At 47.9% G+C, this 7,320-nt stretch carries 1 protein-coding gene and 5 pseudogenes; 3 read left to right on the top strand and 3 right to left on the bottom strand.

Annotation, left to right across the window (positions count from 1 at the left end; all coding sequences use genetic code 11):
- Nucleotides 1-372: 372 nt before the first annotated feature.
- The 3 genes and pseudogenes from BCT81_RS29770 to BCT81_RS14295 all read right to left on the bottom strand — a co-directional run.
- Nucleotides 373-1,108 (bottom strand): annotated as a pseudogene (locus BCT81_RS29770) (transposase); the annotation flags it as partial.
- A gap of 186 nt (nucleotides 1,109-1,294) precedes the next feature.
- Nucleotides 1,295-2,731, bottom strand: a pseudogene (locus BCT81_RS14300) (IS66 family transposase); the annotation flags it as partial.
- A gap of 15 nt (nucleotides 2,732-2,746) precedes the next feature.
- Nucleotides 2,747-4,009 (bottom strand): IS256 family transposase, encoded by a 1,263-nt coding sequence (locus BCT81_RS14295; RefSeq protein WP_102424847.1) that lies wholly within the window; start codon nucleotides 4,007-4,009, stop codon nucleotides 2,747-2,749.
- Between the two features lie 94 nt (nucleotides 4,010-4,103).
- On the opposite strand from BCT81_RS14295, the pseudogene traI reads away from it, so the two are divergent.
- The 3 pseudogenes from traI to BCT81_RS29325 form a co-directional block, all read left to right on the top strand.
- A pseudogene (gene traI, locus BCT81_RS14290) lies at nucleotides 4,104-6,882 on the top strand (conjugative transfer relaxase/helicase TraI); the annotation flags it as partial.
- Nucleotides 6,883-6,988: 106 nt separating this feature from the next.
- Nucleotides 6,989-7,114, top strand: a pseudogene (locus BCT81_RS14285) (transposase DNA-binding-containing protein); the annotation flags it as partial.
- Nucleotides 7,105-7,296, top strand: a pseudogene (locus BCT81_RS29325) (hypothetical protein); the annotation flags it as partial. The pseudogenes BCT81_RS14285 and BCT81_RS29325, both read left to right, overlap by 10 nt.
- Nucleotides 7,297-7,320 lie beyond the last annotated feature (24 nt).

The following is a 7,320-nucleotide window of genomic DNA, read 5'->3' as shown; positions in this document are numbered from 1 at the left end:
AACTCAGTCTATCCGAAACTATCGCTTTAAAGCTTACGCCTAGCTTTTTGATATCCAAATACGCGGCAGCTTGTCTGGCGTAACTCGAAATCGCCATAAACATGTTTCAGCGGGTGGTCAAGAAAAATCATAAATGCCTAGCGAGTAGTAAGCTTTGCGAGCGTAAGGAGTGGTTTTATTATTTTACTTTACCATCATTTCCCTTAAATACCCTTTTGGCAGGGTGATGGTTTCACGCAGTGAGGGCATCGCCTTGCTAAGCCTTCAGGGATAAAAATGCGTACACACCAATATACATAGTATGTACGCTTTATATGCCTACAAGAAGCATTGCCAATAATGGACTGTCACTCACACGCAAATAGACATGGTTTTTACTCTGTTCTCCATTGTTACCTTGTTCAATATGCTGGCCGTCTTGTAAACCCAGCAGCGCTGGTGACGGTTCGTCGGCCAGAATTTGGTGACCGCATTCTAGAACCCAAGCGCACCGTCGCCGATAGCCAGCACTGGGGCGATTGTCATCGCATGCGATTTCAGCTGTATCAGGACTTCCAGCCAGCTGGCCTCAGACTCACTGTACCCGGCAACAGCGGCCAGGACTTCCTTGCGCCACTGTTCGTACTCTGCTTCCCATTGCTGCTTGAGCCGGGAAACGCTGTTGGCTGATAACCCCTTGGCCTGCTTGCCCAGAAGCGATTCTAGGGCTGGCTACATATAACCCGTTGAGATCCCCCGCAGGTATAACCAGGGGATAAGCTCTTCAAGGTTTTTGGTCGGCTTGAGATAGGGCGGAACCAGCTTGCTATTGAATTTAATCCCACTGCCCGTTCTGTCACGGACTTTGGGCTCTTTGACAGGAATGTCGCCCAGTCCGGTTTGAATCCTGCGCTCAGGCAGGTGAACATTGCGGACGACGCCCTGTTTACCATTAACCTGGAGCGTTTAGAAATGCTCGAGCAAGGCTTGAACATCTGCTTCGATGGCTTGGGCCAGCAAATGCTGTGCCCCCCTGTTTTAGCAGTTCATTCAACGGATTTTCTGGTTTATGGAGTTCAGTAACGTTATGATCGTTGTCCGTGCAGTGTACTTCTTGTTGGTTGTTGATCTGGCAATAAAAATCAACAGGTTAAACTGCATTCTTTACTTCCTTTACACCAGAAATCACTATGGCTCACAAAAATTATAGGACCCAAATTACACAGTAGAGACTTTAACAATCAACAACAGGAAATGATGCTAGCGGCATCAATATTGAATAAATTTTAAGCGCCCCATGAACCCACAGGGCTTGTTAGTGAGAGAGGTTCCACGGAAGTAGAGAGTCGATGTCTGGCTTAGGCTTCGCCAGCTCTTTCATACATTTCACCATGTAGTCGTAGAGAATGAGCCCATTCGCTTTCGCCGTCTCGATGATGCTGTACAGTAAGGCACTGGCCTGTGCACCGTTGGGGGTGTTGGCGAACAACCAGTTCTTTCTGCCAATGACCAGCGATTTAATCGCCCGCTCAGCGCGATTGTTGTCGATAGACAGATACCCATCATCCACATAGCGTATCAACTTCGGCCATTGAGCCAACGTATACTTGATGGCTTTACCCAATGCGCTCGAACCGAGCACCTTCTGCGAGGTTAACCAGACATAAAGGTCATCAAGCATCGGTTTGGCATGAGCCTGTCTTTCCTCATAGCGTGTTGTTGCCGATGAGGACTTCAACCGCGACTCCAGTGCGTACAGTTTTTGGATGTTGGCGAGGGCGACATCCGCCTTACCCGTTTTTCCCTTACCCTGCAGTTTCTTCGCCTCCATGAACTTACGACGGGCATGAGCAAAACAACCCACGTTAGTCACGTGTGATAATCCGTCATAGACCCGGTAGCCATCACTTTGCAGATAGCCCGAGTAATCACCCAAAAAGCCCACAGGGCATGACCTTGCGCGACTGTTTTGGTAGTCGAACAAGACGATATTTTTCATACCCGCGAGAGTGGCTCCGGGCGAGTCCGCCCCCGAGCAGTACAGCCACATGTAACATTGCTTGTTTTCTTTGAGCACATTGAGCGGCGTTTCATCTGCCTGCACCACCCCTTGTTCCAGTAAGTGTGCCCTCAGTGCCTGATATAACGGTTTGAACTTGTCACTGACCTGTATGACCCATCTTGCCATCGTGGTCCTCGACAACTCGATACCCGACTGGGTGAACAAGGTCTCCTGACGGTACAGCGGGAGCGCATACTGGTATTTACCGAGGATAATGTTGGCCAGCAGGCTTTCCGTGGCAACACTTTTGGGGAGGATACTCTCTGGGGCAGGCTGTTGATGAATACGGCTCGTCTCTGCGTTGTGTTCGCACTGACGACAGGCGTATTTAGGGCGGACAATCTCCACCACCTTCAATACCGCGGGCGTGAACTCGAGCTTTTCACTGCGGTCTTCACCGATTTGATGAAGCGTGTGCTGACAACAAGGGCACTGTTTGTCGTGCGCGTCGAGGTCAAGGACGAGGGTGTCACGGGGCAGGTTTTTCGGCAAGGGTTGGCGTTTACCGCGCTTTTGGGTGGTCGTGGTGGCCGTTGTTGTGACGACCTCCTCGTCCTCTTTCGCCACTTCGCATTTCGCCTCATTAAAGAGGTCGCCCTGGGCGTCATTGTAAGGCTTCAACGCTTCTGAGCGTTTGGCGAACTGGCGGTCAAGGGCGAGTTTGAACTGTTCGATTAAGGATTGGCGCTCTGCTGCGAGCTATCGTCAAATCTGGTGTACGGATTCAAGAGCAATGTCCTGCTGGTTTTCCTCGGTTTCGCGAATGCCATCTTGGAATTTCACTCCCTTGATAACGTCCGCCAGTAACTTGAATCCTCTCAGCCTTCGCCAGTTTGACTCGGCTGTTTTCATCAGCTTGAAAGCCATTGCCAGTGTCGTTTTCCGGCTTCCGCAACTCTTCGTCTTGTGGGTTCTTAGCCTCACCGTCGCGAACATCGATTCAATCGGGTTCGTCGTTCGGACATGCGCCCAGTGTTCTGCCGGATAATCATAGAAAGCCAGCATCTCGTCTTTATCTTTTACTAAGCATTCTGTGGCTTTCGGGGACTTGGCGCCGTAACGCTGTTCGAACAGCCTGAACGCCTTGTAGGCCTCATCTCGTGTTTCCGCCATCCAGATATCTTGAAGGGATTCTTTCATCCTGGGCTGAACGGACTTTGGCACCTTGTTCAAGATGTTGGCCGTCTTGTGAACCCAGCAGCGTTGGTGCCGGGTTGTCGGCCAGAACTTGGTGACCGCATTCCAGAACCCAAGCGCACCGTCACCGATAGCCAACTCCGGGGCAATTGTCATGCCCTGTGACTGAAGCTGTGTCAGCACTTCCAGCCAACTGGCTTCTGACTCACGGTACCCGTCGACAACGGTCAGGACTTCTTTACGACCTGTATCGTCGACGCCAATGACAACCAGAAGACATAACTTGTCGTCCATCCGGACCTTGCTGTACACACCGTCAGCCCAGACATAAACATACTGCCGTTTACTCAGGTCACGCTTACGCCACTGTTCGTAATCCGCTTCCCACTGCTGCTTTAACCGAGAAACACTGTTGGCTGATAATCCCTTGGCTTCCTTGCCCAAAAGCGATTCCAAGGCGGGTTGCATATCACCCGTTGAGATCCCCCGCAGATACAACCAAGGGATAAGCTCTTCAATGTTTTTGGTTCGCTTGAGATAGGGCGGCACCAGCTTGCTGTTGAACTTAATCCCGCTGCCGGTTCTATCACGGACTTTGGGCACTTTGACAGGAATGTCGCCCAGTCCGGTTTGAATCCTGCGCTCAGGCAGGTGACCATTGCGGACGACGCCCTGTTTACCATTAATCTGGAGCGTTGAGAAATGTTCGAGCAAGGCTTGAACTTCTGCTTCGATGGCTTGGGCCAGCAACTGCTGTGCACCCTGTTTTAGCAGTTCATTCAACGGATTTTCTGGTTTATGAAGTTCAGTAACGTTATGATCGTTGTCCATGCAGTGTACTCCTTGTTGGTTGTTGATCTGCCGAGATCAATCAACAGGTTACACTGCATTCTTTCCTTCCTGTACACCAGAAATCACTATAGCTCACCAACAAGTCAGACATTATCTCGATGCACAGCCTCGCCTTACCCAAGGACAAAAGGACGGCATCACCCTTATCTCAACGACCAAAGACAGTTTTGTGGCCGTGCAAGGTTTGGCGGGCACCGGTAAATCCACCCTGCTCGAATCCAACCTTGAATTGATTCAACACGCCACCCAAGCCAGTAACCAGCCACCTTCGCAAGTGATTGGTCTGGCGCCAACGCACGCCGCCGTCAGCGAACTGGAAAGCAAAGGACTACAAGCGCAAACGCTAGAAAGCTTACTGACCGACCTAAGACGTGGCATCACCTTACCAGAAGAGTACAAAAACACCCTCTTCTTCCTCGATGAAAGCTCTATAGTCAGCAACCAACAAGCCAAAGAGCTCACCGACCTTGTATTGCAAAGCGGCTCCAAAGCCACCTTGCTTGGGGATAAAGAGCAGCTGCTTTCTCTTAATGCTGGTAAACCGTTTGAATTGAGCATGAGTCAGGGCCGTATCGATACGGCTTACATGACCGACATCCTTCGTCAGAACGATGAAATACTGCTTGGCGCCGTACACAACATTGTAGATAAGCAGCCAGACAGCGCCCTCGATAAACTCTCTCAGCAAAGCCCTGATACACTCGGTAGCACGCAACATGTCGTCTCCACCCTCGATGAGAATGCGAAAGACCAAAGCAAAGCGCAACTCATCGCCACCGAAAAGCTGCCTTACGCTGTAGCGCAGGACTACCTTGCCCGTACGCCCGAGACACGAGAAAACACGCTGATCATTGCTTATACGAATAATGAGCGTGACCACATCTCTGAGCACATTCGTGCCGGACTGATGAAAACACAGGAGATAGGCCAAGAAAACATCATCACCCCCCCGATTACGCTCTACAGGTGATAGCAAAGAAGAGTTAACCACCATGATGCCTTATCAGAAAGGGCTCATTTTAAGCACCAAGCCAGGAGAGTACGACATCATTACCCACGTTGATTCGGAGCACGGTGTGGTGACCCTTCAAGACGTAAATACAGGTAAGACAAAGCCATTTTTGCCACGCAACAAAGACCACAAATACACGTCACTCTTCGTTCAATCAGAAAAGCCACTTTCAACCGGTGACAAAATCATGCCCCGCTTTACCGACAAAGCGCGAGGCATTAAAGCCAATGTGGAATACACCATCAGCCGTGCCACCAAGGAAGAAATCACAGCGCTGTCAAAAGAGGGGCAAACGTTAAGCCTTAATCCAAACCAACTCAAAGACGGGCATTGGGATTACGCTTACACCAGAACCGCAGATATGGCGCAAGGCGCAACGTATCAGAACGTCATTACCACCCTAAAAGGTAAAGGCGCACTGACGAACTTAAGACGCGCTTACATCGATTTAAGCCGGGCGAGTAGTCATGTGAAACTCTTTACTGACAACCCAAAACAGATGATGAAGAGCTGGTTATCGAAAGAAGTCAATAAACACAGTGCCATTGAAACCATCGAGAACATTGCACCACACAGTACCCCTTACTTTAATGACAAAGCCCTGCCTCATGAAGACGTGCGTTATCAAAATAGAAACGGAGATTTTAACTACAACCAATTTAAAGACCACATCAACCAAGCGCTCCCTAAATACGCCGAAAGCTTAGCCATCAACCTCTTGGGGCAACCGAACCCATCTAAATCAGACCGTGATTATCTCACCTTTGGTATTGGAAAATCGGCAATAAAGGTATCGTTAACGGGGGAATATCGAGGGTATTTTAAAGACTATACCACCGGTGAAAAAGGCTCACTCATCAATTTGATGATGATTCATAAGAAAATAACCTATAAGGAGGCAATGCAAGAAGCCCATAACATGCTCAATGAGCCTGATAAATACCAACTCACCGCCAACCCTAAACGTGACCAATTACTGACTACGACGCCAAAACACATGGCACAATTTGAAGAGAGAGAGAAAGAATATATACAAACCAGCCAGCCACTCACAGGCACATTAGCCGAAACTTACCTCAATAAATGGGGGATTGAACACCCTAAGAATGACCATGTTCATTTTCATCAAGAAGTATATTCCTCAGAGGACAAAACATTTCATCCGGCGATGATAACTAACATTCACGATAAAAAAGGAGAAACAAAAGCGATTGAAGTGACTTATTTAGACGGGCAAGGAAATAAAGACCCGGCACTCGACATCAATCCAAGGATATTAGGCACGAAATCCAAACAAATGACGCAATTTCATCAAGGCAGTGATTTGCACACCACCATCATCAGTACCTCAATCGAGAATGCTTTTATTATTAATCAAGCGCATCAAGGCCAATACGACATTATCAATGTCAATCATAAGAATGACATTCAAAATATCTCCACCGATGAACTCAGACAGAACATTGTGATTGTACTGAGTCAAGAAAATACTGACTTAAATCCCAACAACATTGAAAAAATCATGGCCAACTTTTCAGGGAGACATATTCAGTTTGTTTCGCCTGACAATATGCTTGAGGAAATCAAACAGGCTATTGAACAATACCATCAACAAACGCATCAACAAAAAGAGGAATTCGACACACCCACTCAAGACCATGATTCATTAACCAACAAGACAGATACTGATATTAATCAACACACAAAAGCAATCAAAGATAAAGAGCTTGAACACTTCGACAGCAAAGAAGCCTCCCCTCAAAAAACGTTTGATTTTAATCAGGAGCGTGACAACAACCATGACCAATATAGTAAGCCAGATAAAGAGTTAGAGCGGTAGAAAAAGGGGGGGCCAATGGGCCTGTCTCTTATACACAAATCCCTAAGCCACAGCTTAGGGATTTTTTTGAACTAATTTTAGGTTTCATGATCTGATCATCTAAGTAATGACAAGGGCGATCATCAAGACCTATATAGAGCCAATCCTTTGGGCACAAAAACAATTTGGTCAAGCCTGCCTCAATGACCCCAGACGCACTCAAAGACTCGTTGTTCTAGCGGCCTCACTGGCACCCAGCACATGATTAATCTGTTACGTAATGGCCAAAATAACTTTTCATTCATGCAGAGCGTAGAAGAATGTAAGCAAGATTGTTTCGACTTGTTCAAGCAAGCAGCTGAAATCAGTTCTTATCTAGTGGGTCAAATCGACAATGAAATTAAAACCGATGACTTTAACGGTTTTGAGCTTTAAAGCAATCAACTAATCCAGTAATCA

The sequence above is a fragment of the Vibrio sp. 10N.261.52.A1 genome, from assembly GCF_002876325.1.
GTDB classification, from domain to species: Bacteria; Pseudomonadota; Gammaproteobacteria; order Enterobacterales; family Vibrionaceae; genus Vibrio; species Vibrio chagasii.
Note: the sequence above shows the minus strand (reverse complement) of the source record. Positions and strands in the feature narration are given on the sequence as shown.

Bases quoted from the DNA above. Each gene is read 5' to 3' on its own strand.
- BCT81_RS14295 (WP_102424847.1), bottom strand. From the start codon at position 4,009: ATGGACAACGATCATAACGTTACTGAACTTCATAAACCAGAAAATCCG.